Annotated in this window: 23 protein-coding genes and 1 pseudogene; 12 read left to right on the top strand and 12 right to left on the bottom strand. The window is 63.6% G+C overall.

Annotated features, from left to right (window positions below):
• Window positions 1–28: 28 nt before the first annotated feature.
• Complete coding sequence (locus tag LB533_RS00120) at window positions 29–949, bottom strand: diacylglycerol/lipid kinase family protein (protein WP_224676404.1); 921 nt, start codon at window positions 947–949, stop codon at window positions 29–31.
• Between the two features lie 277 nt (window positions 950–1,226).
• Here LB533_RS00120 and LB533_RS00115 point away from each other — a divergent pair, with 277 nt between their 5' ends.
• Window positions 1,227–2,522, top strand: coding sequence for a PRC-barrel domain-containing protein (locus LB533_RS00115; protein WP_140643589.1), 1,296 nt, complete (start codon window positions 1,227–1,229; stop codon window positions 2,520–2,522).
• Between the two features lie 59 nt (window positions 2,523–2,581).
• Here LB533_RS00115 and LB533_RS00110 read toward each other — a convergent pair whose 3' ends face one another.
• Window positions 2,582–4,147, bottom strand: coding sequence for an alkaline phosphatase family protein (locus LB533_RS00110; protein ID WP_224676403.1), 1,566 nt, complete (start codon window positions 4,145–4,147; stop codon window positions 2,582–2,584).
• Window positions 4,148–4,367: 220 nt separating this feature from the next.
• Between LB533_RS00110 and LB533_RS00105 the strand changes: the two genes are divergently transcribed.
• The 4 genes from LB533_RS00105 to LB533_RS00090 all read left to right on the top strand — a co-directional run bounded on the left by LB533_RS00105 (window position 4,368) and on the right by LB533_RS00090 (window position 7,445).
• Complete coding sequence (locus LB533_RS00105) at window positions 4,368–5,300, top strand: VOC family protein (RefSeq protein WP_224676402.1); 933 nt, start codon at window positions 4,368–4,370, stop codon at window positions 5,298–5,300.
• 11 nt (window positions 5,301–5,311) lie between these two features.
• Window positions 5,312–5,941, top strand: coding sequence for an alpha/beta hydrolase (locus LB533_RS00100; protein WP_224676401.1), 630 nt, complete (start codon window positions 5,312–5,314; stop codon window positions 5,939–5,941).
• On the top strand, window positions 5,934–6,233 hold the full coding sequence (locus tag LB533_RS00095) for a GNAT family N-acetyltransferase (protein ID WP_140500600.1): 300 nt from the start codon (window positions 5,934–5,936) through the stop codon (window positions 6,231–6,233). The genes LB533_RS00100 and LB533_RS00095 overlap by 8 nt, the downstream gene beginning before the upstream one ends.
• 153 nt (window positions 6,234–6,386) lie before the next feature.
• Window positions 6,387–7,445, top strand: coding sequence for a dipeptidase (locus LB533_RS00090; protein WP_224676400.1), 1,059 nt, complete (start codon window positions 6,387–6,389; stop codon window positions 7,443–7,445).
• A 5-nt stretch (window positions 7,446–7,450) separates the two neighbouring features.
• Here the strand turns inward: LB533_RS00090 and LB533_RS00085 are convergent, their stop codons facing one another.
• The 4 genes from LB533_RS00085 to LB533_RS00070 are packed head-to-tail and all read right to left on the bottom strand — an operon-like array spanning window position 7,451 to window position 12,154.
• Window positions 7,451–7,705: a hypothetical protein gene (locus LB533_RS00085; RefSeq protein WP_140517897.1), complete on the bottom strand. Its 255-nt coding sequence runs from the start codon at window positions 7,703–7,705 to the stop codon at window positions 7,451–7,453.
• Between the two features lie 2 nt (window positions 7,706–7,707).
• Complete coding sequence (locus LB533_RS00080) at window positions 7,708–8,931, bottom strand: aminomethyltransferase family protein (protein WP_224676399.1); 1,224 nt, start codon at window positions 8,929–8,931, stop codon at window positions 7,708–7,710.
• Window positions 8,932–8,982: 51 nt separating this feature from the next.
• Complete coding sequence (locus tag LB533_RS00075; RefSeq protein ID WP_224676398.1) at window positions 8,983–10,548, bottom strand: phytoene desaturase family protein; 1,566 nt, start codon at window positions 10,546–10,548, stop codon at window positions 8,983–8,985.
• A complete protein-coding gene (locus tag LB533_RS00070; RefSeq protein WP_224676397.1) occupies window positions 10,535–12,154 on the bottom strand; it encodes a phytoene desaturase family protein in 1,620 nt (539 codons plus the stop codon). Before LB533_RS00070 ends, LB533_RS00075 begins: the two co-directional genes overlap by 14 nt.
• A 200-nt stretch (window positions 12,155–12,354) precedes the next feature.
• Here LB533_RS00070 and LB533_RS00065 point away from each other — a divergent pair, with 200 nt between their 5' ends.
• The 4 genes from LB533_RS00065 (at window position 12,355) to LB533_RS00050 (ending at window position 15,847) form a co-directional block, all read left to right on the top strand.
• Entirely contained in the window at window positions 12,355–12,633 is a 279-nt protein-coding gene (locus LB533_RS00065) for a methyltransferase domain-containing protein (RefSeq protein ID WP_224556289.1), read from the top strand.
• A gap of 85 nt (window positions 12,634–12,718) precedes the next feature.
• Complete coding sequence (gene betI / locus LB533_RS00060; RefSeq protein WP_224556287.1) at window positions 12,719–13,405, top strand: transcriptional regulator BetI; 687 nt, start codon at window positions 12,719–12,721, stop codon at window positions 13,403–13,405.
• Window positions 13,406–13,439: 34 nt separating this feature from the next.
• Complete coding sequence (locus tag LB533_RS00055) at window positions 13,440–14,540, top strand: ABC transporter substrate-binding protein (protein WP_140643575.1); 1,101 nt, start codon at window positions 13,440–13,442, stop codon at window positions 14,538–14,540.
• Window positions 14,537–15,847, top strand: a complete 1,311-nt coding sequence (locus tag LB533_RS00050) for a flavin monoamine oxidase family protein (protein ID WP_140643573.1) — start codon at window positions 14,537–14,539, stop codon at window positions 15,845–15,847. The genes LB533_RS00055 and LB533_RS00050 overlap by 4 nt, the downstream gene beginning before the upstream one ends.
• Here the strand turns inward: LB533_RS00050 and LB533_RS00045 are convergent.
• From LB533_RS00045 to LB533_RS00035, 3 genes are read right to left on the bottom strand one after another with little or no spacing between them, the layout of a single operon-like run.
• Window positions 15,811–16,884 (bottom strand): ABC transporter ATP-binding protein, encoded by a 1,074-nt coding sequence (locus LB533_RS00045; RefSeq protein ID WP_140643635.1) that lies wholly within the window; start codon window positions 16,882–16,884, stop codon window positions 15,811–15,813. The genes LB533_RS00050 and LB533_RS00045 overlap by 37 nt on opposite strands.
• Window positions 16,885–16,921: 37 nt before the next feature.
• Complete coding sequence (locus LB533_RS00040) at window positions 16,922–17,746, bottom strand: ABC transporter permease (RefSeq protein ID WP_140643572.1); 825 nt, start codon at window positions 17,744–17,746, stop codon at window positions 16,922–16,924.
• Window positions 17,743–18,660, bottom strand: a complete 918-nt coding sequence (locus LB533_RS00035) for an ABC transporter permease (protein WP_224676396.1) — start codon at window positions 18,658–18,660, stop codon at window positions 17,743–17,745. Before LB533_RS00035 ends, LB533_RS00040 begins: the two co-directional genes overlap by 4 nt.
• Before the next feature lie 336 nt (window positions 18,661–18,996).
• Here LB533_RS00035 and LB533_RS00030 point away from each other — a divergent pair, with 336 nt between their 5' ends.
• Window positions 18,997–20,415 (top strand): aminotransferase, encoded by a 1,419-nt coding sequence (locus LB533_RS00030; RefSeq protein ID WP_224676395.1) that lies wholly within the window; start codon window positions 18,997–18,999, stop codon window positions 20,413–20,415.
• A 48-nt stretch (window positions 20,416–20,463) separates the two neighbouring features.
• Here LB533_RS00030 and LB533_RS00025 read toward each other — a convergent pair whose 3' ends face one another.
• Window positions 20,464–21,666: an aromatic ring-hydroxylating oxygenase subunit alpha gene (locus tag LB533_RS00025; protein WP_224676394.1), complete on the bottom strand. Its 1,203-nt coding sequence runs from the start codon at window positions 21,664–21,666 to the stop codon at window positions 20,464–20,466.
• Between the two features lie 437 nt (window positions 21,667–22,103).
• On the opposite strand from LB533_RS00025, the gene LB533_RS00020 reads away from it, so the two are divergent.
• Window positions 22,104–22,511: a hypothetical protein gene (locus LB533_RS00020; protein WP_224676393.1), complete on the top strand. Its 408-nt coding sequence runs from the start codon at window positions 22,104–22,106 to the stop codon at window positions 22,509–22,511.
• A 135-nt stretch (window positions 22,512–22,646) separates the two neighbouring features.
• Here LB533_RS00020 and LB533_RS00015 read toward each other — a convergent pair whose 3' ends face one another.
• Together LB533_RS00015 and LB533_RS00010 are read right to left on the bottom strand one after the other, a co-directional pair.
• Window positions 22,647–24,734 carry a sensor histidine kinase gene (locus LB533_RS00015; RefSeq protein ID WP_181169560.1) on the bottom strand — a complete coding sequence of 696 codons (2,088 nt, stop codon included), beginning with the start codon at window positions 24,732–24,734 and terminating at the stop codon, window positions 22,647–22,649.
• A gap of 158 nt (window positions 24,735–24,892) precedes the next feature.
• Window positions 24,893–25,666 (bottom strand): response regulator transcription factor, encoded by a 774-nt coding sequence (locus tag LB533_RS00010; protein ID WP_181169558.1) that lies wholly within the window; start codon window positions 25,664–25,666, stop codon window positions 24,893–24,895.
• A gap of 45 nt (window positions 25,667–25,711) precedes the next feature.
• Between LB533_RS00010 and LB533_RS00005 the strand changes: the two are divergent.
• Window positions 25,712–25,948, top strand: a pseudogene (locus LB533_RS00005) (DNA-binding response regulator); the annotation flags it as partial.

The raw sequence follows: 25,948 nt of genomic DNA, 5'->3' as shown, positions 1-25,948 counted from the left end.
CGTCTGTTTCTCGTTGGCTGCCCCTGCATCAGGCCGCCTTTGCCCGCACGGCGTGTCGCGGCACCAGCACGTTCAAGGCGCCCGGATGGATTTCGATGGTGATTTCGTCCTCGAGCTTGATAAGTTCACCGTCAAGGACGGCGCGGTATTTCCTGGCCGCCGACCGGATCTTCAGCACAGCCCGCTCCGTCTGATGGATCTCAACATGTTCATTGTCACGCCATTTGCCACGCGCGACGTTGAAGAAGAACTTGATCAGTTCGGCGCGCTGCCGGGCGACCGTGACATAAATGCCGAGCACGCCGCCCGCCGGGTTGTCGGCAAAGGGCAGGTGACCCTCGCCAAACAGGTTGTTGGTGACGCCGACGCCGGTGGTTCGGGCCGTGATCTCGGCCTCGCCAATGGTCAGGATGACCGTCATCGCCGGCGGATTCTTGATCGTCTGCCAAGCCGCCTTCGCGGATGCCCGCATCTTGCCCAGTCGGGAGCCGAACTCCATGTTCTGGCGTAGCTGCACCATCTTGGCGTGCATGCCGATCGAGAACTGATGCACGAAAGGCCGGCCATTGGCGGTGGCAATGTCCACCGCCATCACCTCGCCATCGGCGAAGGATCGCAAGGCTGCATCGAGCGTCTGCGGGATGCCGAGCCCGCGCGCGAAGAGGTTCATGGTGCCTGCGGGCAATATGGCCAGCGCCTTTTTCTTGCCCATCAGCCGCGCCGCCGCGGCCGATATCGTGCCATCGCCGCCGCCGGCGAGCACCACGTCGATGCCGCGACGCGAAGCCGCGTTTTCCAATGCCGGCACGATGTCCTTACCGGCGACCACGTCGATATCGATGGAGTGGCCTGCCGCCTCCAACAGGTCGCGCATGCGATCGCGAAAGGCATTCAGGTCGGTGGTGCGCAAGGTGCCACCGTCCCGGTTCAGCACCGCCGCAAACCGCATGCCCCCTCCATGTTCTCAAAAAAGCTCCAAGCCGGAGAAGCTCCAGCCGTCGGCTGAACGGCGCAAGCGGCAAAAAGGTTCCGGATGATGCGGGGAATTTCCCTTTGCAGCACGCAAGTTGCGAGCCACGTGTGCGGAGAATATGCGTCCTGGCTTTTGTCGGAACAATGGGCGCAGTCACGACGTTGTGATCACGCGAATGCCGCGTTCGCCCGTCGCCGATGACGGCGGAGGCCGGTGCGGCATGCATGAAAATCAGGCACGAGGAGAAACCATCATGATCCGCAATCTTTTAGCCACGACTGCTCTTGCCATGCTCGTGGCGACGGGCGTGCATGCGCAGACAACACCGACACCGGCTGCGCCTGGCGCGGAGCAACCCGCCGCTCCTGTGGTGCACGCCGAGGGCAGCATCGCCACCAACATCGTCGGTGAATCGGTTTATAACGGCACCGGCGACAATGCCGAGAATATCGGCAAAGTAACCGACATCGTCTTCGACAAGGACGGTCAGGCCAAATCCGTAATCATCGGCGTCGGCGGCTTTCTGGGCGTCGGGACGAAGAATGTCGCCTTCGATTATGACAAGCTGCAGTGGGCCGAGAAAAACGGCGACCGGTGGCTGGTCGCCCAGACGACCAAAGACCAGTTGACGGCGCAGCCGGAGTTCGACACCAAGCCCTATGCTCCGGCACCGGCCGCATCGACAACCGCACAGGCGCCGTCCACATCCGCGCCGAGCGATACCGCCCAGGCGCCAGCCGACATGAACGCGGCTCCCGCGGAACCGGTGAAGCGCGCCGACGGCAATCTCGCCACCAACATCATCGGTGAGAGCGTCTATAACGGGACCGGCGACGATGCGCAGAACATCGGCAACGTCAACGACATCGTCCTGACCAAGGAAGGCAAGGCGCAATCACTGGTCATCGGCGTCGGCGGCTTCCTCGGCATCGGCGAGAAGAATGTCACCTATGATTTCGGCAAGGCCCAGTGGGCCGAGAAAAACGGCGACCGCTGGCTGGTGGCCCAAACCACCAAGGAAGAGCTGCAGGCATTGCCGGACTTCAACCGCAAGGCCTACGATCCGGCTCCGGTCACGACCGCTTCTAATGCGCCGGCGGCAACCGCGCCGGCTGCTACCACGGCTCCTGCCGCCGCTCCGGCTGACAAGACAGCCGAAGCTCCGGCAGCCACGACTCCCGACCAGACGCAGACGGCCGCCATCGACAAGTCGACGCTGACCGCTATGCCGGTTGGCGAAATCAGGGCCGACGATCTGAAGGGCACCACCGTTTACGGCGCCAACGACGCCAGGGTCGGCGAGATCGGCGATGTCGTGCTGACGCCCGACAACAAGCCCGACGCGGTCATCGTCGATGTCGGCGGTTTCCTCGGTATCGGCGAAAAGGAAGTCGCCGTCGGCATGGACAACCTGAAATTCATGACCGACAAGGACGGCAACAAATATCTCTACACGACCTTCACCAAGGAGCAGCTCGAGGCCCAGGCCGCCTATGACAAGGGCAGCTATGCGCAGAACCGCGAGCAGCAGCGGATGATCGTGAGATAGCTAGGGCAGTAGGGCAGTAGGGCAGTAGGGCAGTAGGGCAGTAGGGCAGTAGGAATTCCCTATTCCCCTACTGCCCTACTTACATAGCCCACAACGCCATCCCTGGTCAGCTCCGCCAGCGCCAGTGACTGGTCGAGATGTTCGGCCCGCCAGGCAAGCAGCCGTTCGGCGAATTCGAGCCTGATCGGGAGATAGGCGGGATCGGCGGCGAGATTGGCGAGCTCGGCGGGGTCCTTCTCCAGATCGAACAGCAATGGTGGCAGGCCGCCGCCGAAATGCACATATTTGAATTTTTCCGTGCGGATCACGGCGAGGTTGCACTGGCGCGCGGCAAGGCCGAAATGCCGTTCGGCATCGCCTTCCGCGATCGAGCGGAAATCGAATTCCCAATGCGCGGCATCGCGCCAGTCCGACGGCTCCTTGCCGGCGATGAACGGCTGCAGCGAGCGTCCGTCGAGGTGCGGCGCCGGTTCGCCCCCCAGCAGGTCGAGCAAGGTCGGCAATATGTCCACCGCCTCGGTAAAGCGGTCGACGGCCACGCCCGCGGTGCGGCCGTGACGCGGGTCGCGGATGATCAGGGGGATATGATAGCTGGCGTCGAAGAAGCCGCCTTTGCCCAGCATGAAATGGTCGCCCATCATCTCGGCATGGTCGGAGGTAAGCACAATGACCGTGTCGTCCCAGGCGCCCGCCGCCTTGACCGCCTGCCAGATTCGGCCGAGCTGCGCATCGACTTCCGAGATCATGCCGTAATAGATCGCGCGGATGCGGCGGAAATCATCCTCGCTCCAGTCATGTACGCTGCCTGCGGCGCCAGGTCGAAACTTGTGCTTTTCCTGCCTGCCGAAGTCATAAGCGAGATAGGGATGGCTGTCCGCCTCGTCGCGCCAGCCCGCCGCACGGCGAAAGCCGGGGCCGTCGGCGGGGTCGTACATAGTTTCGTATGGTGCAGGCGCGATGAAAGGCGGATGCGGGCTGATGAAGGACAGATGCGCGAACCAGGGCGCGGCATGCTCCTGTTCGCCCAGCCATCGGATGAACTCGCCGGCGAGAAAAGCCGTCGGCGTCTGCTCCTTCGAATAGACGGGCGGCGCAGTCGTCACCGAGCCGGCATCGCCTGCCCCGTTCGCCGGCCGATGGATCGCGGGAGAGCCCGCGCCGGTGTCGATGCCCTGCATTCCCAGCCATGACAGCCACTGCTTCTGATGCTCGGGCAGCAATTGGCGCACCGTGAAGCCAGGCAGCACGCCTTCATAGCTTCGCAGCCGCGGATCAGCCGGAGCGAGCCGGCGCGGATCCAGCGACACGTCGGTGTAGCCAAACAATGTCGGGTCATAGCCCAGCGCGCGCGCCGAAAGCGCTAAATTGCCGTGACGGGCATCGAGCGGCGTGCCGTTGCGGCAAACCCGGTTGTTCATCTGGTAGAGGCCGGTATAGAGGCAGGCGCGGGCCGGCGAGCACGGTGCGGCGCCGCCATAGTGCCGTTTGAAAAGCACGCCCTCGGCGGCCAGCGCGTCGGCGTTCGGCGTCTTCACCAGGGGATGGCCGGCCGCCGAAAGGCAGTCACCGCGCCATTGATCGCAGGTGATCAGGAGAACGTTCGGACGCGTGCCTTTTGCGGTCACTGGCGATATCCTTGCCTTTATGTTCGAGCGCCGCTCATGGAACCGAAATTCAGCCGCGGCGCAAGCCCGGCCCGCTGGTGATTGGTGAACAAACTGCCTTCGATTGTTCACTTCCAGAGTACAGTCCATCTCGCCTTTGCCGCCTTTGACGGGGACAGGCCGATGCTCATATTGACGGGGACAGCGGCAGGGGCCGCAACAGAACAAGGGAGCAGCACTCATGCTCAACCAGATCAAGGGATTGCATCACGTCACCTCGATGGCCAGCGATGCCCGCCAGAACAATGAGTTCTTCACCGGGAAGCTCGGCCTGCGCCGGGTCAAGAAAACGGTCAATTTCGACGCACCCGACGTCTACCACCTCTACTATGCCGACGAGCTCGGCACGCCTGGTTCGGTGATGACCTATTTTCCGTTTCCCAACATCGGCAAGGGCCGTCACGGCGTCGGCGAAGTCGGCACCACCGCCTATTCGGTGCCGGAAGGCACGCTCGCCTATTGGGAAAGGCGCTTCGCCGAGGAAGGCATCACCGGCCTGTCGCGCGAAGAGACCTTTGGCGAGAAGCGTCTGGCCTTCGCCGGACCGGACGGCGACGGTTTCGCGCTTGTCGAGGACAAGGCCGACACCCGCGCGCCATGGACAAAGGGCGGCATTCCCGCCGACGAGGCGATCCGTGGTTTTCACTCCGTGTCGCTGCGTCTGAAGGATGGTGGCGCCACCGAGGAACTCCTGAAGTTCATGGGCTATGAGGAAGTCGACAAGTCCGGCAATGTCAGGCGGCTGGCGATCAGGAACGGCAATGGCGCCGATGTCGTCGACATCGAATCGCTGCCCGGTGCGGCCTTTGCCGATCTCGGCGCGGGCTCGGTCCATCACGTCGCTTTCGCCGTCGAGGATCGCGCCAGGCAGCTCGAAGTGCGCAAGGCGCTGATGGATACCGGCTACCAGGTGACGCCGGTGATCGACCGCGATTACTTTTGGGCGATCTATTTCCGCACGCCGGGCGGCGTTCTGTTCGAAGTCGCCACCAACGAGCCGGGCTTCGACCGCGACGAGGACACCGCCCATCTCGGTGAAGCCTTGAAGCTGCCGGCGCAGCATCAGCACCTGCGGCCCTATCTCGAAAAGCATCTGCAGAAGCTGGAAGACTGAGGGGCGGGGTCATGAGCACAGACAGCTACATCCACAAGGTGCTGCCCGGTTCGCCGGGCGGTCCGCTGCTCTTCGTCTTCCATGGCACCGGGGGCGACGAGGGCCAGCTCGTCTCGCTGGGGCGCGATCTCGCGCCACAGGCAACCATCATCTCGCCACGCGGCGATGTGTCTGAACAAGGCGCCGCGCGTTTCTTTCGTCGCACCGGCGAGGGCGTCTATGACATGCAGGACCTGGCGCGTGCGACGCGGAAGATGGACGGCTTCGTCAAGGCGCAGATAGCAGCGGCGAAGCCGTCGGCGATATACGCTCTCGGCTACTCCAATGGCGCCAACATCCTGGCATCGCTGCTGTTCGAAGCTCCTGACCTGTTCGACGCGGCGGTGCTGATGCACCCGCTGATCCCGTTCGAACCGGAGGTGAACGGCAGTCTTTCCGGGCGCCGCATTCTGGTGACCGCCGGCACGCGGGATCCGATCTGTCCGCCGAACCTGACTTCGCGGCTCGAAGCTTATTTGCGCGCCGATGGCGCCGATGTCACAGTGGAGTGGCATGAAGGCGGCCACGAAGTGCGGCCGAACGAAATCGAGGCGGCGCGGCGGCTCTTTGCCGGCGTGGCCCAAGGAGTAAGTGATGCCTGACCAACTGCCGGAGATCGAACTCGAAGATCGTGGTTCCAAGGGCCGCTACGTGCTGCGCGGTCCGGGCGGCGCCGAGGCGGAGATGACCTTCACCAGGATCGGCGAGCACCAGATCATCATCGACCACACCGAAGTGCCCGACGCGTTTCGCGGCCAGGGTGCCGGGCTTCGGCTCGTCACCCGCGCCGTCGAGGACGCGCGCGCGGCGGGCAAGAAGATCATCCCTCTCTGTCCCTTCGCCAACGCCCAGTTCCGCCGCCATCCGGAGTGGGCCGACGTGCTGAAGGGTTAGGATCAGCCGGCGCTTTACCATTCGGGACCCGCGGGAGTAAAACAGTGTGATAGGCCAGCACGGCTTTGGCATTTGCACGCTCGGCCCATCTTGCCTAAGTAGATATGGTATATCGCGGGCGGCGTGCGACACATCGAACCGAATGATCCCTTCATGACCGAAACCGATCTCGTTCCCGTCTTCGATGGCCATAACGACACGCTGCTCAGGCTCTATCAGTCGAAAGACCCGGACGTCGAAAAGCTGTTCATGGAAGGGAAAGCGGGCGGCCATATCGACCTGCCGCGCGCACGGGCCGGCGGGTTCGCCGGCGGCATGTTCGCGATCTTCCCGCCGCCTGTCGAGAAAGGTCGGCGCGGCGCTGTCCCGTCGACGCCCAGCGATACCGAGCCTTTGCCGCCCGAACTCCCGCACAGCGATGCGCTGGCCTCGACGATCGCGATGGCCTCGATCCTGTTCAGGCTGGAACGGGCCGGAGCGCTGAGCGTCTGCCGCAATGCCGCAGATGTGCGCGGCGCCATGGCGCGCGACTCGATCGCGGCGGTATTCCATATCGAAGGGGTCGAGGCGATCGATCCCGAACTCACCATGCTCGACGTGCTGCATGCCGCCGGCTTGCGCTCGCTCGGCATCGTCTGGAGCCGCCCGAACGCTTTCGGCCATGGCGTGCCGTTCCGCTTTCCGTCCTCGCCCGATACCGGGCCCGGCTTGACCGATGCCGGCAAGGCGCTGGTCAAGGCCTGCAACCAACTCAGGATCATGATCGACCTGTCGCATCTCAACGAGAAGGGGTTTCGCGATGTCGCCGCGCTCAGCGATGCGCCGCTGGTCGCGACCCATTCCAACGTGCATGCGATCTGCGGCCACTCACGCAATCTCACCGACTGGCAGCTCGGCGCGATCCGCGAAACCGGCGGCATGGTCGGGCTGAACTTCGCCACCGGCTTCCTGCGCGAGGACGGAAAGATGAATGCCGATACCGGCCTCGACATCATGGTGCGCCACATCGAGTCCCTGCTGCAGGCGCTGGGTGAGGATGGGGTTGGCCTCGGCTCCGATTTCGACGGAGCCATGATCCCGGCGGTCATTGGCGACGCCGCCGGCCTGCCGAAGCTCATCGATGCGCTCGCCGCACGCGGCTTCGGCCGCGCGCTGATCGAAAAGATCGCCTACCGAAACTGGCTGGCCATGCTGGAGAAGACCATAGGATAGGAAGTTCAGCCGAATCCCATGCGCTTCAGCCAGTCCTTGCCGACGCCGCGGTCGCGGATGATCGGCAGCGGGTTTTCCGAATCGAGCCGCGCGCAGATGCGGTAGACCTCAAGCGTCTCGGCGCTCATCTCGCCGCGCTTGTAGAAGAACATGGCGGCGGCATAGCGTGTGCGGCCCGACCATTTTTCGCCGAGTGGCGTGTTGACCAGTTCCCACTGTTCGGCCGCCTCTTCTTGCTGCTTGTCGGCTTCCTCGCCCATGGTCAGAAATCCGCCGGCGGATTGGCGGTGCGGCGGTCGAGCTTGATGAATGGCCGCGGCACCACTTTGGCCCGTTTCATCAGCTTTTGGTATTGCAGCTCGCGCATGGCGTAGATCTCGACCCAGAGGTCGTCGACAACAGTATCACCATATGGTCGCGCCAGCGAAGCGATGGCGATGTTGCGCTTGGCCATCGGCGACCACATGGCGGCACTGACCAGCCCGACCTCCTGGCTCTTTCCGTGATACACGATGGCGTGTTCGGCCGGGATGTTGCCTTCGATCTCCAGCCCGACCAGCACATGCCGCAGCTTGCGCTTGGCGCGCGCCTCGAAGATGGCGCGACGGCCATTGAAATGGGCCTTTTCCAGATCGATCATGAAGCCGAGCCCGATCTCGTCGGGCATGCGCAAGCGGTCGGCGCGGATGGCGTGTTCGGCTGTCGTGAAGTCGGCATTGGCGACGATCAGCCCGGCCTCGATCCGGGCGCGGTTGAGCGCGGTATAGCCGATGGCGCGGATGCCGCGCAGTTCGCCGGCCGCCATCAGCCGGTCCCACAGGCTCAGCGCCTTGTCGGCCGGCACGAACAATTCATAGCCGAGGTCGCCGGTGAAGCCGGTGCGCGAGATGGTGACGGTTTCGCCATCATGCGGGAATTCGGCGACGTCGAATGTCTTCAGCTTCTCGACTCCGGCAAAACCAGCATCACGCAGCACGGCGAAAGAGGTCGGACCCTGCAATGCCAGGCCCGCGACGGCCTCGGTTTCTTCCTCCACAGTCACATCGAACCCAATGGCGCTGTCGAGCAGCCAAGGCAAATGCCGCTCCTGCGAACACAGCCGGAACCGTGTCGGCGACAGGCGGAACAGCGTGCCATCATCGAGGACAAAGCCCTGGTCGTCGCACCATGCAGTATAGTGGACGCGGCCTGGCCTGAGCCTGGTCACGTCACGCAAGGTGACACGATCGAGGAAGGCTTCGGCGTCCGCGCCCTCGATACGGTATTTGGTCATAGGGGAGATGTCGAAGAGTGCGGCCTGGCTGCGAATGGCGAAATATTCCAGCTCCTCGTCCCACAGCGAATGGGGGGCGCGGTAGCCCACCCAGTTGTACCAATCCTGGGTCCTGGCCAGAGCATCGATGCGCGGCTGGAACGGCGTGCCGAGACGCAACGTGCGGAAGTGGGATTGGGCGGCGATGCGGGCGGATGATGGTTGCTGATTCATGCTGGCGATCCTTCGCCGTAGAACGCGACTGCGGCCAACTGAAACATCACCTTACCCCTTCATCGCAATGATGCGTCGAGCGGCGTTCAATCCAGGCGCGCCGGAGACGCCGCCGCCGGGATGTGAACCGGCACCGGCGAGAAACAGCCCGTCGAGCGGCGTGTCGTAGCCGGACCAGCCTGAGACCGGGCGCGAGATCAGCATCTGGTCGGCCTGCAATTCGCCGTGGTGCCAGTGGCCGCCCGGCATGCGGTAGCGCGTTTCGATGTCGGCGGGCGTCAAGAGCTCGGTGTGGCGCACGGCCTTGCCGATGCCTGGCGCGTAGGTTTCGAGCTGAGCCATGATCGCCTCCAAGAATTTCGCCTTGCCGGCGTCCCATCCCTCTTTCAGCGCATAGGGCGCATATTGCACCACCGCCGACAGCACGCAGGCGCCGTCGGGCGCGAGCGATGGATCGGCGAGGCTGGGCAGCATGATCTCCATCACCGGTTCGGGCGAGAACGCGCCGTATTTGGATGGATTGAAGGCGCGCTCGACGTGGTCGGGCGAGGGGGCGACAACCAGCCGCCCCCTGTGGCCGGCGGCATCGACATTTGTGAATTGCGGCGGCCTGTCGAGCGCCAGGTGAAGCTTGGCGACATCACCCTTCATGCGGATGTTGTTCACCTTGCGCACGAAGCCGGTGTCGAGTTCGCGTGGACCGACAAGGTCGAGCAAAGTCGTCGCCGGATTTGTCGCCGAGACGATCGTCCTGGCGCGCAGCACCTCGCCATCGTCCAATGCGATACCGACGGCACGGCCTTTCTCGACAATGATCCTTGCGACAGGCGCCGATGTGCGGACGTTCACGCCGGCCTTTTCGGCAGAGGCGCGGATGGCGGCGATCACCGCGCCCATGCCGCCCTTCGGCACTATCTGCGCGCCGGCCGCACCGCCGGCCTCGCCGGCCAGCCGGTAGTAGAGGCCGAACAGCGAGGTGGGCGAGCGCGGGCCGAGATGGCTGCCGAGCGTCGCGTCGAAGGCAAGCAGCCCTTTCAGCCTGATGTCTGCAAGCTGCTCGTCGAGCAGGTCGGCGACGTTCATCAAGAGCACGCGCAGGAAATCGCGCATGTCTTCCTTGCCGAGCCTTTTCAGCGCCAGAGCGGTCTGGCCGAGCGCCGCCGTCTCCAGCAGCGACATGCCGGCCAGATCGGGCGGACGACGCGAGAGGAAGGGTTCCAGGATGCCGGCGTAGCGCAGCAACTGCGCGCGCAACTGCTTCCACGCGGATTGCTCGGACGAACTTGCGCCGGTGAGCATTTCGCCATAGGCGCCGTGCAGGATGAGCGAGGGGCCGTCCATCGACAGCGCAACCGACGGCACGAAGTCATCTGGGGTGATCCGCAGGCCATGCTTCTCCAGCTCCAGCGTCTTCACCACGTCGGGATGCAGGCGGTTCAGCAGATGGGCGATCGACGAGACACGGAACCCCGGCGCGAATTCCTCGGTGCACGCGGCACCGCCGAGATCGTTCCCGGCTTCCAGCAGCAGCACCTTGCGCCCTGCCTTGGCCAGCGTGGCAGCAGTGACGAGGCCATTATGGCCGCCGCCAATGACGATAGCATCATATGACGTCATGGGCCGGGCTCATATGTGAGGTCGATCTTGCGAGATCGCGCAGGATCTCGGCGGCTGCATTGCGGCCGGGCGCGCCCATGACGCCGCCGCCGGGATGGGTCGAGGAGCCGCACATGTAAAGCCCGCCGACCGGCGAGCGGTATTGCGCGTAGCCCGGCACCGGACGATTGAACAGGAGCTGGTCGAAGGTGAGTTCGCCCTGGAAGATGTTGCCTTCAGTAAGCCCGACCTCGGCCTCGATCTCGCGCGGCGTGCGCACCTCCATATGGGCGATGCGGTCGCGAAAGCCGGGCGAGTAGCCGGCAATCTGCGCAACCACGCTTTCGGCGAAGCCGTCGCGATCGGCGTCGGACCATTCATGGCCGTCTACCTTGGGCGGCGCGTATTGCACGAAGCAGCTCATGAAATGCTTGCCGGGCGGCGCCATGGTCGGGTCGAGCGTTGTCGGGATGACCATGTCGAGGAAGGGATCGGCCGACCAGCGCCCGGCCTTCCAGTCGTCATAGGCGCGCTCCATGCGCTCCATCGAATCGGTGAAATGCATGTCGCCGCGATAGACCGGCGAATCCTTCGGCAGAGCCGGGAATTCGGGCATCGAGTCCAGCGCGATGTTGACCTTGCCGGACGAGCCTCGGATCTTGAAGTTCCTGACCCGGCGCAGGAAAATCTCTGGCAGTTCTTTTTCCTCGACCAGTTTCAGGAAGGTTCGCTTCACGTCGGCGTTGGAGACGACGAGCTTGCCACGGATCTCCTCACCGCCGGCCAGCACCACACCCTTGGCCTTGCCGCGGCTCACCAGAACATGGTCGACCTCGGCGCCGGTGCGAATGGTTCCACCCGACGCCTTGAAGGATGCCGCCAGCGCCTTGGTCACCGCGCCCATGCCGCCGCGCGCATAGCCCCAGGCGCCGACCGAGCCGTCGACCTCGCCCATATAGTGGTGCAGCAGAACATAAGCCGTGCCGGGCGACATCGGCCCGAGCGCCGTGCCGATGATGCCGGACAAAGCGAAATTTGCCTTGATGACATCGGTCTCGAAATATTCATCGAGGAAATCCGAGATCGACATGGTCCAGAAGCGCAGTGTCAGCGCCATTTCCTCCGCCGACAGGCCCGCGAATTTCTTGCCCAGATAGAGGAGCTCGCCCAAGTCCCGCGGTCGCAGACTGGTCGGGTCGGGCGCGGTGCGCATCAACAGCGGCTGGATGAAACGGCACTGGCGCGTCACGTCGCGCGCATAACGGTCGTAGGCTTCGGCATCGCGTTTCGAGAAGCGCGCAAATTCGCGCCGGTGTGCATCATGGTCCCGGTAATTGGCGAGATAATCGCCATCCCTGGTGAACACCGCGCCGCCCTCATAGGAGATAACCTGCAGGCCGAAGCGCGGCAGTTCGAGGTCGCGCATGATTTCGGGGCGAAACAGTGAACAGACATAGGAACAGTTGGAATAGAGGAAGCCCGACGTCAATTCCCGGCTGGTGGCGGCGCCGCCGACCCATGGATTCTTCTCCACCACCAGCACGTCGAGCCCGGCGCGCTGGAGATAGCAGGCGTTGACCAGGCCGTTGTGTCCGCCGCCGATGACGATCGCATCCCAAGCTTTCATTTTGGCCCAGTCTTTCGATGCGATCCGCTGTTCATTTTGGCGTGATCCGTCCCCTCAATGCGCGAAATTTGCCATGGCGGGCGTCGTTTTGTCCAGCTATATTGAATGAATGTTCAACAAATGATGTTGCGTTTTCCCAGACATGGGCTAGGCTTTGCAGGCGTTCGAGACGGATATTCATCGATTGGGGATCGAGGTTGATGATCGAAACGGCCGAGGCCGAGCCGGAGTATGACGATGCCGCCATCCGCTTCCTCGAGGCGCTCTGGGGCGACGGGTACCTGTCGCCGGGTGGGCCCGACGAAGTCGACCGCGTGCTCGAGGGACTTTCGCTCGCAGGCAAGACCATCCTCGACATCGGCTGCGGGTCCGGAGGCATCACGCTGCATCTGATCGAACGGCATGGCGCTGCGCACGTCACCGGCTTCGATGTCGAGCGGCCGGTGATCGACCTGGGAGGCCATGCAGAAGGTGCTTGACAGTGGCGAGCACCGTCCCACTCATCTTCGCGGGCAAAAACCGAAGATGGTCGGCTAGCCGGCGATGTGGAGCATGACCGCACCCATGAAAATTGCAGCACGCCAAGAGCAGTCCGCCGAGGCATCGAGCGAACCCGAGAAACGCGGGCGCAAGGCCTCCAAGGAGGTCAGGCAGCTTCAGCTGATCGAGGCGACGATCGATTCGCTGGCCAAGCGCGGCTATTCGGAGACGACAATGGCCGACGTCGCCGATGGCGCGGGCCTCTCGCGCGGCATCGTCAATTTCCATTTCGAGAGCAAGGAAAAACTGCTGATCGCGACCTTGCGACATATGTATGACGAGTACTCGGCGCATTGGCGCAATGCCTTGGAGAAAGCGGGGAACGACCCCGCCGACCAGTTGCGGACCCTGGTCGCGGCCGATTTCGACCGTTCGATCTGCAACAAGCGCAAGCTGGCGGCCTGGTGCGCCTTCTGGGGCGAGGCCAAGTCGCGGCCGACCTACCAGGCGCTGAGCAGCGCCCGCGATGCCGTCTACCAAAACATCTTCATCGAGCTTTGCGCGACGCTCAAGCAAAGCGGCGGCTATGCCTATGAGCCGCAGGTCATGGCGCTGGCGCTCAGCGCGATGCTGGAGGGACTGTGGCTGCGTTTGATGATGGGCACCGAAGACACCACCCGCGAGAGCGCCTTGCAGGCAGCCAATGAATTCCTGTCGGCCGCATTCCCCAAACATTACCAGGGAGCAGCCGCCACGCGTCGCAAGGCATGAAGCAATCGATAAAATAAAAGAGGATGGAACAGCAATGAAGATATCAATCCAGCGACTGACATTGGCCCGACGCCTGACATTGACCCTGGCATTGACTGGCGTGCTGGCGGCCTCGGCCGCAGCCCTGGCGGTTGCCGCCGACAAGGACCTGGTCGTGTTCGACTGGTCCGGCTATGAGGATCCGAGCTTCCATCCGAAATATGTCGAGAAGAACGGCGATTCGCCGACCTTCGCCTTCTTTGGCGACGAGGACGAGGCGTTCGAAAAGGTGCGCTCGGGTTTCAAGGCCGATCTCGGCCATCCCTGCTCGCAGAGCGTGGTGAAATGGCGCGAGGCCGGCCTGCTGCAGCCGCTCGACACATCGAAGATCACAGGCTGGAAAGATCTCAATCCCGGAATCATGGCGATGAAGGATCTCGCCACGACCGCCGACGGCAAGGCCTGGTTCATGCCCTGGGACTGGGGCAATACGCAGCTCACCTACAATTCCGAGAAGGTCGACGCCAAGGACGTGCAGTCGCTGAAGGCTTTCGCCGACCCGAAGTTCAAGGGGCGGGTTTCGATCGGCGACAATGTCGACGACGCCTATGCGCTGGCAAGCCTCGCCATCGGCGTCAAGGACTGGACCAAGATGACCGACGACCAGTTCAAACAGGCGTCGGATTTCCTGCGCCAGGTGCATAAGAACGTGCGCTCCTACTGGACCGACACAACCGATGTGGTGCAGCTTTTGAGCGGTGGCGAGGTCGATCTTGCCTGGGCGTGGAACGACGCCACCGTGCAGTCGGTCGCCGCCGGCGTGCCTATCGAGGCCAAGAAAGACACTGACGAAGGCATTTCGACCTGGGTCTGCGGCTATGTGCTGTTCAAGGACGCGCCCGGCAATATCGACAAGGCGTATGATTATCTGAACGCCGTCAACGATCCCGAAACCGCCAAGGTGCTGGTCAAGGACTGGGGCTATGGCCAAGCCAATGCCAAGGGCATGGCCGGCGTCGATCAGGCCGTGCTGAAGGAAAAAGGCTATGACGATGTGCAGAAATTCGTCGACAAGACGCTGTTCCAGTCGCCGGTGCCGTCGCAGCTCAAGCTCAAGATGATCGCCGAGTTCGAGAAGATCAAGGCCGGCTATTGAACAGCGAATCCGCAAGAGCTGATGTCGTCATCATCGGCGCCGGCTTCACCGGGCTGTCGGCCGCGCTCGAGCTGAAAAAGGCCGGCGTCGATTTCGTGCTGCTCGAGGCGCGCGACCGTGTCGGCGGGCGCGTCGAATCGGTGGAGATCGGCTCCGGCGAGCGCATCGACAGTGGCGGCCAGTTTCTGTGCGAGGACATGCCGGAGCTGATGACGCTTGTCGAAGCGCGCGGCAAGACGCTGGTCGAAACCTACGTCGAGGGCGCGGTTATCGCCCAGCCGCCAATCTCCGCCGCCGAGGCGAAGCGAATCTATTCTGGCTCGATGGCGATCCGCGAGCGGATGAACGCGATTGCACCGGGCGATCCCTCGATTGCCGGGCTGACCGTTGCCGCCTGGCTCGACCGGCAGGACGATGCCGATGCCGCCAAGGCAGCCTTCCGCTCGATGATCGAAGGCCTGTGGTGCCTGGCGCTGGAGAAACTGCCACTTTGGCACCTGATCGACAATGATCGGCGCATCACCAATGAGGTGCCGGAGCTGCAGTATTTCCTGCGCGAGACGATGCAATCGGTGGCCGAGGACCTGGCCAGCGATCTCGGCGACCGGCTGCGGCTCAACGCAGCCGTTTCATGCATTGAGCATGGACCGCAAGGCGTTCGCATCGTCTCGGCGGCGGGTGGCATTGAAGCGCGGGCGGCACTTGTCGCGGTGCCCCCGGTCATGGCGGCGAAACTGGACTTCACGCCCGCTCTGCCCGAATCCCTGGCGAAGGCGCTCGGCATCTGGGAAAGCGGCGCCGTGATCAAGGTGCTGGTGCGCTACCCCGCTGCCTTCTGGCGCCGCCGCGGCTTGAGCGGCATGGTGATGTGGCGCGACCCGCCGGGGCTGTTCGCTTGCGATGCCAGTCCGGATGAAGGCCACGCGGCGCTGGTCGTCTTCGTCGGCGGCCCGCTCGCCTTGCGCTGGGGTGAGCTTGGCGAGGCGGCACTGCGCGCCGAAGTGACCGGGAAACTGGTGAAAGCCCTCGGCCCCGACGCGGCCGAAATCGCGGAGTTCACCCAGCGCGACTGGACGCATGACCGCTGGAGCGGCGGCGGCTACAGCGACATCATCGTCGACGTCGCGGCGACCGATGCCGAGCCTATGCTCCTGGCCGGCGCGCCGCCTGTTCATTTCGCATCGTCGGAGCTGTCGCCGTCATTCCCCGGCTATGTCGAAGGAGCGATCATTGCCGGTCGCATAGCGGCGCGAAAGATCATCGCAGACCGTCAATCCGCCATCGCCACCAGGGCTTCTGGATCGTAGGCAAGGCGGATCGAAGTGCCGACCGGAATATCGTCGGCGCCGAAATCGTTGGTCTCGGTTACCGACAGCGGCTTTTCCAGGCCGGGGATCTCGACGATCAAATGGGTGATCTCGCCAAAATAGTGGCGTTCGACCACCTTTCCGGCAACCTCGAACTTGGCCGTCGCGTTGTCCCACAGGACGCGCAGGCGCTCCGGGCGGATGCCGAGCGTGGCGCCGCCGCCATTGCGCACGAAGGCCTTCGGCTTGTCGGTCTTCACACGGCCGAAGCCCAGCGTGTCGACGACCAGCGAGCCGCCGTTCTCCTCGACGATCTCGGCCTTGACGAAGTTCATGCCGCCGAGGAAGTCGGCGACCTGGCGGTTGACCGGTCGCTGGTAGATCTCCTTGGGCGAGGCGACCTGCGCGATCCTGCCGCCGAACATCACGGCGATGCGGTCGGACATGGCCAGCGCCTCATACTGGTCGTGGGTGACCAGCACGAAGGTGATGCCGACGGCCTGCTGCAGGCGGCGCAGCTCGACCTGCATCTGCTCGCGCAGCTTCTTGTCGAGCGCCGACAGCGGCTCGTCGAGCAGCAGCACCTTCGGGCGCATCACCAGCGCGCGGGCAAGCGCGACGCGTTGCCGCTGGCCGCCGGACAGCTCGGTGGCGAGACGCTTGCCGAGCCCGGTCAGCGAGACCTGCGCCAAGGCCTCCTCGACGCGGCGCTTCTCCTCGCCGGCCTGCAATTTCAGCCGCTTCAGGCCATAGGCGACGTTCTGCTCGACATTGAGATGCGGGAAGATCGCATAGCTCTGGAACACCATGTTGGTCGGCCGGCGATTGGGGGCAATGCCTTCCATCGGCTGGCCGCCGACCGAAATCGAACCGCTGGTCGGGTTGTCGAAGCCGGCGATCATGCGCAACAGCGTGGTCTTGCCGCAGCCGGACGGGCCGAGCAGCGAGAAGAATTCGCCCTCGCGAATGGTCAAGGAGGCATCGTCGAGCGCCTTGAAGGCGCCGTAGCTGCGGGTGACGCCGTTGATCTCGATCATCGTCCGTTCGGACAGGGCTCCTCCGGATGAAACCTGCTCAGGCATAAAGCCCTCCCTCGTTCTGGGTGCGTCTGGCGGCGCGGCGGCGCAGGATTTCGGCGACGGTCATCAGCAGGAAGGAGGCGACCAGCAGCAGCGTTCCGAGCGCGAGCACGCCCGGCAGTTTGGCCGCGAAGCGCAACTGGCCCCAGATATAGATCGGCAGCGTCGCCTCGGTACCGGTCAGAAAGAAGGCGATGATGAACTCGTCCAGCGAAATGGTGAAGCAGACCAGCAGGCTGGAGATGATCGCCGGCGCCACCATCGGCAGCGTCACCCGCCGGAAGGTGCCGAAGGCGCTCTCGCCGAGGTCGGCCGAGGCCTCCTCGAGGCTGCGATCGAAGCCCTCGAAGCCGGAGGTCAGCACCGTCATCGAATAGGGGATGCAGACCAGGACATGGCCGAGCACGACGGTGAACAGGGAGAGGCTCAAGCCGAGCTGCAGCATCACCAGCAGCATCGAGATGGCGACGATGACTTCCGGCAGCACGAGCGGCGCCATGATCAGACCGTTGATGGCTCGCCAGCCGGGATAGCGGTAGCGGGTGATCGAGCGGGCGGCGAGGATGCCGAGGACCGTCGAAAGGACAGACGCCGAGACGCCAACGATCAGGCTGTTCCAGGTGGCGTCGAGCAGCGCCGGCGTGTTGGGCAGGTCCTCGTACCATTTGAGGGTGTAGCCGGTGAGCGGGAATTTCGGTGTGGCCGCCGTGTTGATCGAAAAGATCGGCAGGAAGATCACGGGCAGATAAAGGAAGCCGACATAGAGGAAGGCGTAGGCCGACAGCCAGCCGCCCGGCAGCAGACGTCGCGCCGTGCTCATCGCGCAAGCCTCTGGGCGGCACGGATGACCAGCACCGTGGCGCCGGCCATCAATGTCACGACCAGCATCGTGGTGACGGAAAGGGCGGCGCCCAGCGGCCAGTTCGAGGCCTTGCCGAACTGCGCCTGGATGGCGTTGGCGATCATGACGCCGTCCTTGCCGCCGACGAGCTTGGGGGTGACGTAGTCGCCGACCGTTGGGATCATGACGATCAGCGCCGCCGAGATGATGCCTGGTGCCGACAGCGGCAAAGTCACGCGCAGGAACGAACGAAAGGGACCGTCGCCGAGATCCGTAGCCGCCTCCACCAGGGTCCGGTCGATCTTCTCCAGCGAGACGAAGATCGGCAGGATGGCGAAGGCCGCCCAGGCGTGGGTCAGCGTGATGATGACGGCGCTCGAATTGTAGAGCAGCGCCGTCGACGGCTCGTCGATGATGCCGAGGCCGATCAGCCCGGAGTTCAAGACGCCATTATAGCCGAGGATGACCTTCCACGACATCACGCGCAGCAGGTAGCTGGTCCAGAACGGGATGGTGATGAGGAACAGCCACAGGCTCTTGTGGCGGCCGCCATGGAAGGAAATGAAATAGGCGATCGGATAAGCCAGGGCGACGGTGAAGAAGCTGACCGTCAGCGAGATATACAGCGAGCGCCACAACAGATCGCGATAGATCGGCTCGGTCAGGGCGATGCGGTAGTTTTCCAGCGTGAAGGTGCGGTCGATGGTCAGATAGTTCTGTGTCCAGAAGGAGTGGGCGATAACCACCAGGATCGGCAGGACCAGGAGGATGAGCGCGTAGAGAAAGGTCGGGCTGATCAGGGCAAAGCCCTGCACGGGTTCGGATTGCAGAAGGGCATTTCGTCTGGCCCGCGTCATGCGCAACGGGGGCGACCCTTCCGCCGCCGCCGTCATTGCCAGACTCCGGGGGGCAGGGCTCCGGCTGTGATCTCGGTTGCTGGCCTGGAGCGTCCCGCCATGCGGTATCCCATTGGACTGGCGCCGGCGGTTTGTTCCCAATTTTGTTTTGGAGCGCGATCGAACGCAAACCGGTGACCAGTTTTTTGCTGATCGCGCTCCGAGCTTGCCGGCTTTCTTTCATCATGCCCGCATCCGCGGATTGAAATCAAGCGCTATTTCTGAGATATTGATTGAACGGACATTCAAAACGGTGCGGATTATACCGGAAATTCCCGGCACTGCCGGCCAAATTTCGAAATCCTGAATTCGACGAATGATGTGGAGATGACGATGGCGGCTGCGAGGGACCTGAAGGCGAGCGAAATGGCCGGAGCTGGAGCCGCCGATGCCGTCGAGTTGGCCAGGCGCCATCTCGTCCAGCCCTGGCCGTATGCCGGTTCGGTCGGCGCGGAAGCGCGCGCGTTGATCGGCGAAGGCGACGGCATCTACATCACCGACGGCACGGGCAAGCGGTTGATCGACGGGCCAGCCGGCATGTGGTGCGTCAATGTCGGTCATCGGCGCGAGGAACTCGCCAGGGTGATGTACGACCAGGCGATGGCGCTGTCCTACAACACGCCGTGGTACACGATGAACGCGCCTTCGGCGGAACTTGCCGCTCGCATAGCCGGTCACGCGCCCGGCGATCTCAGCCACGTCTTCTACACCACGGGCGGCTCCTCGGCGGTGGAGACGGCGCTGCGCTTCATGCAGTTCTACAACAATGTGCGGGGCCGGCCGGAGAAGAAGCTAATCCTGTCGCGCGGCGGCGCCTATCACGGCTCGACCTATCTGTCGGCCTCGCTCAATGGCCGCCCCCGCGACCGCGACTGGATGGACGGTGCCGACGATCTGGTGATCAAGCTGTCCTCGCCCGATCCGTTCCGTCGTCCGCAGGGCATGAGCATAGCTGATTTCACCGACTTCCTCGTCGGCCAGTTCCGCGACACCGTTGCGCGTGTCGGCGCCGACAAGATCGGCGCTTTCGTCGGCGAGCCGGTGCAGGCCTCCGGCGGCGTCATCGTGCCGCCGGACGGCTACCTCAAGCGCATTCGCGAGATCTGCCGCGACAACGACATCCTCTATGTCTCCGACGAGGTGGTGACGGGCTTTGGACGGCTGGGCCATGTCTTTGCCTCCGGCGATGTGTTCGGCATCGATCCCGACATGATCACCTTCGCCAAGGGCGTGACGTCAGGCTATTTCCCGCTCGGCGGCGTCATCATATCGGAACGGCTGCTGGAGGAACTGCGCCGGTCGAACCATCCCGACGCGATGTTCGGCCATGGCCTGACCTACACCTCCCATCCGGTCGGCTGCGCGGTGGCGCTCAGGAATCTCGACCTTCTGGAACAGGGCATACTCGCCCGCACGCAAGCGGTCGCGCCCTACTTCCAGGCGCAGCTGAAGACGCTGGAAGAATTGCCGCTGGTCGGCGAGGTGCGCGGCCTGGGATTGATGGGCTGCGTCGAATGCGTCGCCGACCGCGAAAGCAAGGATCCGCTGCAGCTCGACAAGAATGTCGGCAAACGCATCGACGCGCATTGCCACGAGCTCGGGCTGCTGGTGCGGCCGCTGATCAACATGTGCGTGATGTCGCCGCCGCTGGTCATCACGCGCGAGCAGATCGACGATATGGTCGGCATTTTGCGCGAGGGCATTTCGCGCACGATGGATGATTTGAGGAAAGAAGGCGTGTGGCGGGGGTGATTAACCGATTTCCCCCACGAGGGGGAGATTAGCAGCTCCAGCGCCCGCTTACCCACGCGACCGCAGCGCGTCGTTCAAGTTCCACATGTCCTTCTCCTCCGGCGCCGTTTCGAGCCCAAGCACGGGGATCTGCCTGCGCAGATGGTCGTGGTGGGTGCGCACTCCGTATTCGAGGTCTGAGAGGTAAAAGCCCTCGAAGGCTTCCGACAGCATGGATTCGTTCGACCACACCGAAAGCTGGACATCCTCCGACATGGTGTCGCGGTCGATGCGGAAGGAGAGATAGCGGGCCGCAGCCTGCTCGCGGCTTTCGTCGCGATAGCGGTAAATGGCGCCGCGCAGCAGGGTCTCACCCGTCGACAGCGGGAACTCCTGATAGAACTGCACCGATTCCGGCATCACCGACAGGACGGCATTGGGGAAGATGCCATAGTAGACCCAGGCCTTCTTCAGATAGTCCGGCAGATGCGCCGGCTCCGGCGCGATCTTGACGTAGTTCCTGACGCTCCAGCGACGGCCGGCATGCGGGTTGTAGCTGGCGAAGGAGCGCGACACGCCGTTGACGAAGGGTTCGTCGAAATAGGTCGCGCCATAGAGGTCCTGCAGGGCCGGGTGCGCCATGGCGACGTGATAGCCCTCATTGTCGACGTCGCGCACCGACTTCCAGTTGACCGGAGTTTTCTGGGTCCAGATGCCCCAGGAGGGCACCATGTCGGCGGCCTTGTAGTGTGAGAATTCGGGCTCGATCGGCTTCATCAGCTCGGCGACGGACGGCTGCGGGCCGCCAGCGCGGAAGCGGATGAAGATGAAGCCCATCCAGACCTCCAGATCGAGCGGCATCAGGCCGAACTCGGTCTTGTCGAGATCGGGAAAGGAACGCGGGCGGGCAGCGCCGCGCAACGTGCCGTCGAGATTGTAGACCCAGCCGTGGAACGGGCACACAAGCGCGTTCTTGCAGTTGCCCTGGCTGTCGGCGACGACACGGCTGCCGCGATGGCGGCACATATTGTTGAAACCGCGCACGACGCCGTCCTTGCCGCGCACGATCAGGGCGCGTTCGCCGACGACGTCCATGGCCAGGTAGTCGCCTGCGTTAGGGATGTCGCTGACATGTCCGGCGATCTGCCAATGGTTGCGGAAAACGTGCTCCTTCTCGAGTTCGAGGAGGGCATCGGAATGGTAGCTCCAGCCAGGCAGTCCCCGCCGGTCCCAATCGTTGGGAATGGCCACGTCACGGAGATGCGGGTTCATAAAACGTCTCTTTTTTATTGAATATCCGTTCAATATAATCATATTTTTCATTGAAATGCAATGGCTTGTGGAAACAAGCATATTTTCGAAAGAAAATTGGCGCGCCGATTTCAATCCAATCCGATGTGACGGCTCGCCCCGAAAACCCCGGAGAATCCGGGCGTTAGCCCGGGTTTCAAGCTTGGTTCCGGCGTGTTTTCGAAGCAAATCCTGCCAGGGCGGAAGCCGAGGCAAAAGGCGTCGCCGCGCGTCTTGCCCGCTTGCCGATCCGCCGAGCCGAGATCGGCAAGCGGGCGCGTGATGGTCAGTTGGCGGGATCTGGCCGCGGGTGCCGTTTCAAAGCGGTTACAATGTCAGATTCACGCCAGCTTTCCGCTGATACAGAGTGCGACTAAGTTCGTTTTATCAAAAAAAGAAAGTCAACGAAGGGGATGATGATGCATGCGAAAGTTCAGATTGCCAGCAACGACCGCCGGTCCCAGGCTCCAGAGCGCGTTAGCCGCCGCCCGAAGCTGGCGTTGCGCCAGCGCGCCAGCGAACACCCCATGGCGATGTTCATGGCGCTGGCTGCTTGCGCCTTCGCCGGCATGGCGTTCGCGCCGACGGTCGGCCCGGCCCTTGCTTCGCTCAATCCACCGGCCAACGTCGTCGGCGGCGCAATGACCACCGCCAGAACCGCACGCCTGCCGATGCCGATGATCGACTTTGCCTGCAAGGGTCAGGCTTGGGGCGCCGAGAGCGTCGATTGCCTGCGGGCCATAGCCGAGCAGTCCGGAGCCAAAGCCCGTGCGGTCCGGATGATCGCCAATGCCGCGCCGCTGACCAATACGCCGAATATTTTCTGAGTTCGACTGAAACACGGTTCCGAAGCGGCGCCGCTTTGGAACGTGCCGCGGCGCTCCCCCGAGCGCGTCCAGCGCTCCCTTCGGCTCCCGCCGCTTTGTCGGTCGGGGGTCTTTTTTAATACCGGTTGGCGCGGCCTATCCCTTCAAAGCCGCCTGTTCGGCAATGGCGGAAAGCACGCTGCGCACGTCCAGCGTGCTGAACGGCTTCTCCAAAATCTGCGGACGCTGCAAGGGCGGCAACGCCTCGATTTCGGCCTTGGCGCCGATCAGGTCGCCAGTGACCAGCACAAAACGCCGCGCCAGTTCCGGTCTTTCGGTAAGCAACTCTCGATAGATGGTTATGCCGCTTGTTCCAGGCATGCGCAGGTCCGAAAAGACGATGTCGGGCGGCATGTGGCCAGCCAATATGGTTGTGGCCGTGTCCCAGACGAGCGCGATCCGTGACTTGATACCCATTAGTTCGAGTATGTCGGAGAGCGAACCGGCGACGTCGGGCTCATCATCGATGATCAAGGCGTGGCGCAGCCCGCTCGATCGCGGCTGGCTCTGGCCGGCAATGGCGATACCGGCTGCAATGGCCGGCAGCTGGACGACGAAACGGGCGCCATTCGGCAGCACTTCCTCGAACCAGACATTGCCATTGTGCCGCTCGATAATCGATTTCGAGATGGACAGGCCGATGCCGGTGCCGACGCCGACCGGTTTGGTGGTGAAATAAGATTCGAAGATGCGGGACCGGATCGTTTCCGGCACGCCAGGCCCATTGTCCTCGACCGAGAAACCGGGATCGCCACGCTCGCTGCGGAAGGTCCGCACCTTGATCAGCCGGTCGCCGCCTACACCGGCCAGCGCATGCTGGCTGTTGATGAGGAAATTGGCCGCCACCTGGGTGACGTGATCGGCGTCGGCCATGGCCAGCAACGGGCCAGGCGCGAAATCGGTATCGATGATGATGCCGCTCGAGCGCGCGCCGTAGGCGGTCACCTCGAGCGCCGCGCGGATCACCTGGTTGAGGTCCGTCTCGGCCCGCTCCGTGGGATGCAGCCGGACCATCGACAGGAAGCTCTTGACGATACGGCCGCAGCGCTCGGCGGCGGCGCGCACTTTCTCGGCGCGAACCTTGGTCTGCGGATCGGAGGCGAATTCGTGCAGCAATGTCGACTGCGCGACAACCACGGCCAGCGGGTTGTTGAGCTCATGCGAGACGCCTGCAAGCAGCGAACCCATTGCCGCCATCTTCTCGTTCTGGTGCAGCTTCTCGCGCTGCCGGTTGATCTCCTCCTCGGCGCGCAGCTTGTCGCGCAGGTCGCGGATGGAGCCGAAGATCAGGCGGCGGTCGGCGACCCGCATCTCGGTCGCCGTCAGTTCGATAGGAAAAATCTCGCCGGCGGCGTTCTGGGTCACCGTCTCGAGCCGCTGTCCGACCATCGGCGCGCCGCGCCCGGACATATACTCGGCTCCCGAAGCATAGCCCTTGCGGTAGTAGATCGGCACGATTGTATCGAGCAGGTCCTTGCCGAGGATGTCGCTGCGCAGGAAGCCGAACATCTTCTCGGCGGCCGGATTGAATTCGACGATCGAGCCGGTCTCGTCGATGACGATGATGGCATCGAGCGAGGCCTGCAGCATGGTGCGGCGGATGACCTCGCTGGCGTGGGCGTCGGAGGGCGAGCGCTCGATGGCATCGCCGATGGCCAGCGCGATGATGTGCAGCGTCGCCTCTTCCTCGTCGGTCCATTCGCGCTCCTCGACGCAATCATTGACCGCCAGCGTCCCCCAGAGATGGCCGTGCGCGAAAACGGACACGGACAGGAACGATTTGATGCTCTGTTTTTCGAAATCGGCTCTCAGGAAGCCTTCGAGATCGCGCGTATGGCCGGCGAAAATCTTGCCCTGCCGTTCATCCTCCTGCAGGCGTTCCAGCAACGGGTCGGCGTTGATGATCGACTGCACGATCACCGTCGGCGAAGCCAGCTCGCCACCGAACACCGGATCGATCCAGTAGGCGGCGACGGATTGGGCAAATCCCTGGCCGGGCAGTTCGCGCAGGCGGAACAGGATGCCGCGCTGGCAATCCATGGCGCGGCACAGCGTTTCCAGTATGGCGTCCATCTCGCGCTGCCAGTCGCCGGCCTCGCGCAGCCGGCGGACCACACGCACTGCCGCCATCGCCGCGCCTTGCCGGCCGTCTTGCATGTCCGTGCCTGCTGCTTCAGCGGTCATTTTCAGCCATTGTTGCGGTGCCAAGCGGATTCCATGCGCCGCGCTTCAATCCTTATTTTTATGCCTTGTCCCAAACCGAGAGCGTTTTTGGACGGCAGGCATTGCGTCGAATCCGTCCACAGACCAGCACGGGCGAAGGAGGAATCTCCCGCGCCCGCTCAGTTGCCGTCGCCGGCCGGCAGCGAGAAGATATAGCCTTCGCCGCGCACCGTGCGCAGGAATTTCGGGTTGGCCGGGTCCGCCTCGATCTTCTTCCTCAGGCGCATGATGCGGATGTCGACGGCGCGCGAGGATTCGGGATCCTCGGTGAAGCCGATCGCCTCCGAGATCGCGGCGCGCGTCAAAAGCCGGTTGGCGCGGGTGAGGAAAATCTCCAGCACGTCGAATTCGCTTTTGGCCATGTCGATCACCGCACCGTTGGCGCCGGTGACCAGCCTGCCGTCGAGATCGGCCAGGAACGGTCCGAAGGCGACGGAGCGGCGCCCCGTCCCGGCTTTCCTGTCCTGCGGTTCCGTTGGCTGCGGGACGCGGCGCAGCACGCTGCGGACTCTCGCCAGCACCTCGCGCAACTCGTATGGCTTGACGATGTAGTCGTCGGCACCGAGTTCCAGCCCGACGATGCGGTCGAGCGCGGTGCCGGCGGCGGTGGCGTAGATGATGCCGATCGGTAGTCTCGAGCGCAACCAGCGGCCGAGTGATAGACCATCCTCACCCGGCATGGCGATGTCGAGGATGGCGAGATGGAACGACTGCGTTTCGACCAGGCTGCGCGCGGCGGCCGCGGTTTCGGCGGTGGCCACGTCATAGCCGGCGGCGCCGAGATATTCGGCAACCGCCTCTCTCAGATCGGGCTCATCCTCGACAATGACAATTCTCGCCCGCACGATGCGCTCGCTCCCACTTTCGGTGGAAAGTAGATTGGGTATAAACATGATGTCCAGCACTCATATCGGGTTGCCAGGAAACGGTTGGAAAACATGGCCGCACGCGCCGTCATCGGGCTTATCTGCGTCGCCGACGTGGTGGCGACCGAACTCGCCGATCATCTCGATCGCCGGGGCCACGACGTGCGTCAGGCGCGCCAGCCCTGGGAGGCGGAATCGATGCTGGCCGGAAAGGACGTCGACGTCGTCGTCGTCGGTGACAGCCTCAGCCAGGCGGAGGGGCGTGATCTGCTCAGGCGTTATGGCAACCAAGGCGGGGGTGGCGAGGGC

It is taken from the genome of Mesorhizobium sp. BR1-1-13, from assembly GCF_020165515.1.
Lineage (GTDB): Bacteria > Pseudomonadota > Alphaproteobacteria > Rhizobiales > Rhizobiaceae > Mesorhizobium.
The sequence above is the reverse complement of the archived record's forward strand: the minus strand, read 5'-3'. Positions and strand labels throughout refer to the sequence as shown.

Excerpts from the sequence above, each read along its gene's own strand:
- LB533_RS00045 (WP_140643635.1), bottom strand. The coding sequence starts at position 16,884 with ATGATCGAGATCAACGGCGTCACCCGCAGCTACGGCGCCTTCAAGGCG.
- LB533_RS00015 (WP_181169560.1), bottom strand. The coding sequence starts at position 24,734 with ATGACCGCTGAAGCAGCAGGCACGGACATGCAAGACGGCCGGCAAGGC.
- LB533_RS00040 (WP_140643572.1), bottom strand. The coding sequence starts at position 17,746 with ATGAGCACGGCGCGACGTCTGCTGCCGGGCGGCTGGCTGTCGGCCTAC.
- LB533_RS00115 (WP_140643589.1), top strand. The coding sequence starts at position 1,227 with ATGATCCGCAATCTTTTAGCCACGACTGCTCTTGCCATGCTCGTGGCG.
- LB533_RS00025 (WP_224676394.1), bottom strand. The coding sequence starts at position 21,666 with ATGAACCCGCATCTCCGTGACGTGGCCATTCCCAACGATTGGGACCGG.
- LB533_RS00070 (WP_224676397.1), bottom strand. The coding sequence starts at position 12,154 with ATGAAAGCTTGGGATGCGATCGTCATCGGCGGCGGACACAACGGCCTG.
- LB533_RS00105 (WP_224676402.1), top strand. The coding sequence starts at position 4,368 with ATGCTCAACCAGATCAAGGGATTGCATCACGTCACCTCGATGGCCAGC.
- LB533_RS00100 (WP_224676401.1), top strand. The coding sequence starts at position 5,312 with ATGAGCACAGACAGCTACATCCACAAGGTGCTGCCCGGTTCGCCGGGC.
- LB533_RS00065 (WP_224556289.1), top strand. The coding sequence starts at position 12,355 with ATGATCGAAACGGCCGAGGCCGAGCCGGAGTATGACGATGCCGCCATC.
- LB533_RS00120 (WP_224676404.1), bottom strand. The coding sequence starts at position 949 with ATGCGGTTTGCGGCGGTGCTGAACCGGGACGGTGGCACCTTGCGCACC.
- LB533_RS00010 (WP_181169558.1), bottom strand. The coding sequence starts at position 25,666 with ATGTTTATACCCAATCTACTTTCCACCGAAAGTGGGAGCGAGCGCATC.
- LB533_RS00030 (WP_224676395.1), top strand. The coding sequence starts at position 18,997 with ATGGCGGCTGCGAGGGACCTGAAGGCGAGCGAAATGGCCGGAGCTGGA.
- LB533_RS00055 (WP_140643575.1), top strand. The coding sequence starts at position 13,440 with ATGAAGATATCAATCCAGCGACTGACATTGGCCCGACGCCTGACATTG.
- LB533_RS00035 (WP_224676396.1), bottom strand. The coding sequence starts at position 18,660 with ATGACGGCGGCGGCGGAAGGGTCGCCCCCGTTGCGCATGACGCGGGCC.
- LB533_RS00020 (WP_224676393.1), top strand. The coding sequence starts at position 22,104 with ATGCATGCGAAAGTTCAGATTGCCAGCAACGACCGCCGGTCCCAGGCT.
- betI (WP_224556287.1), top strand. The coding sequence starts at position 12,719 with ATGAAAATTGCAGCACGCCAAGAGCAGTCCGCCGAGGCATCGAGCGAA.
- LB533_RS00080 (WP_224676399.1), bottom strand. The coding sequence starts at position 8,931 with ATGAATCAGCAACCATCATCCGCCCGCATCGCCGCCCAATCCCACTTC.
- LB533_RS00085 (WP_140517897.1), bottom strand. The coding sequence starts at position 7,705 with ATGGGCGAGGAAGCCGACAAGCAGCAAGAAGAGGCGGCCGAACAGTGG.
- LB533_RS00095 (WP_140500600.1), top strand. The coding sequence starts at position 5,934 with ATGCCTGACCAACTGCCGGAGATCGAACTCGAAGATCGTGGTTCCAAG.
- LB533_RS00075 (WP_224676398.1), bottom strand. The coding sequence starts at position 10,548 with ATGACGTCATATGATGCTATCGTCATTGGCGGCGGCCATAATGGCCTC.
- LB533_RS00090 (WP_224676400.1), top strand. The coding sequence starts at position 6,387 with ATGACCGAAACCGATCTCGTTCCCGTCTTCGATGGCCATAACGACACG.